Origin of the sequence: Dankookia rubra, from assembly GCF_004355005.1 — a bacterium.
Classification (GTDB): Bacteria; Pseudomonadota; Alphaproteobacteria; order Acetobacterales; family Acetobacteraceae; genus Paracraurococcus; species Paracraurococcus ruber_A.
The window spans coordinates 1-384 of sequence record NZ_SMSJ01000377.1 but is presented as its reverse complement, the minus strand read 5'-3'; the positions used below and the strand labels follow the sequence as shown (position 1 = coordinate 384).

The 384-nt window shown below is 69.0% G+C and carries 1 protein-coding gene; it reads left to right on the top strand.

From position 1 onward, the window contains the following. Positions 1-313, top strand: a 313-nt coding sequence (locus E2C06_RS37045) for a transposase (protein WP_338324269.1), incomplete at its 5' end; no start/stop codon positions are given. Positions 314-384 lie beyond the last annotated feature (71 nt).

The window sequence follows — 384 nt, the reverse complement described above, 5'->3', positions numbered from 1 at the left end:
CGACAAGCACGGCTCGCTGCTCGATCTCGAACTGCACCCCGCCAACACCGACGACCGCGCGGGCGTCCTGCCGATGCTGCCGCGGCTGGCCGCGCTCGGCTTCGAAGGTGACCTCCTCGGCGACAGCGGCTTCACGGGCGCGCCCTTCGCCGCGGCAGCGCTCGAGCACGACATCCATGTCTCGGTCTCGCCCGGCGGCGCGCGCGAGGGTCGCTTCCTGCCAAACGGGATCAGGTGGGTGGTGGAGCGGCTGTTCGCTTGGCTCAGTGTAGGCGCCGGAGTGAAACTGACCCGGTCGCCGGTTGAAATCTGACCCAGGTTCTAGGGTGCCCTGTCACCGCGATGGGGGCCCGGATGCTTGGGGGAGAGCTGGCATTGGAGATC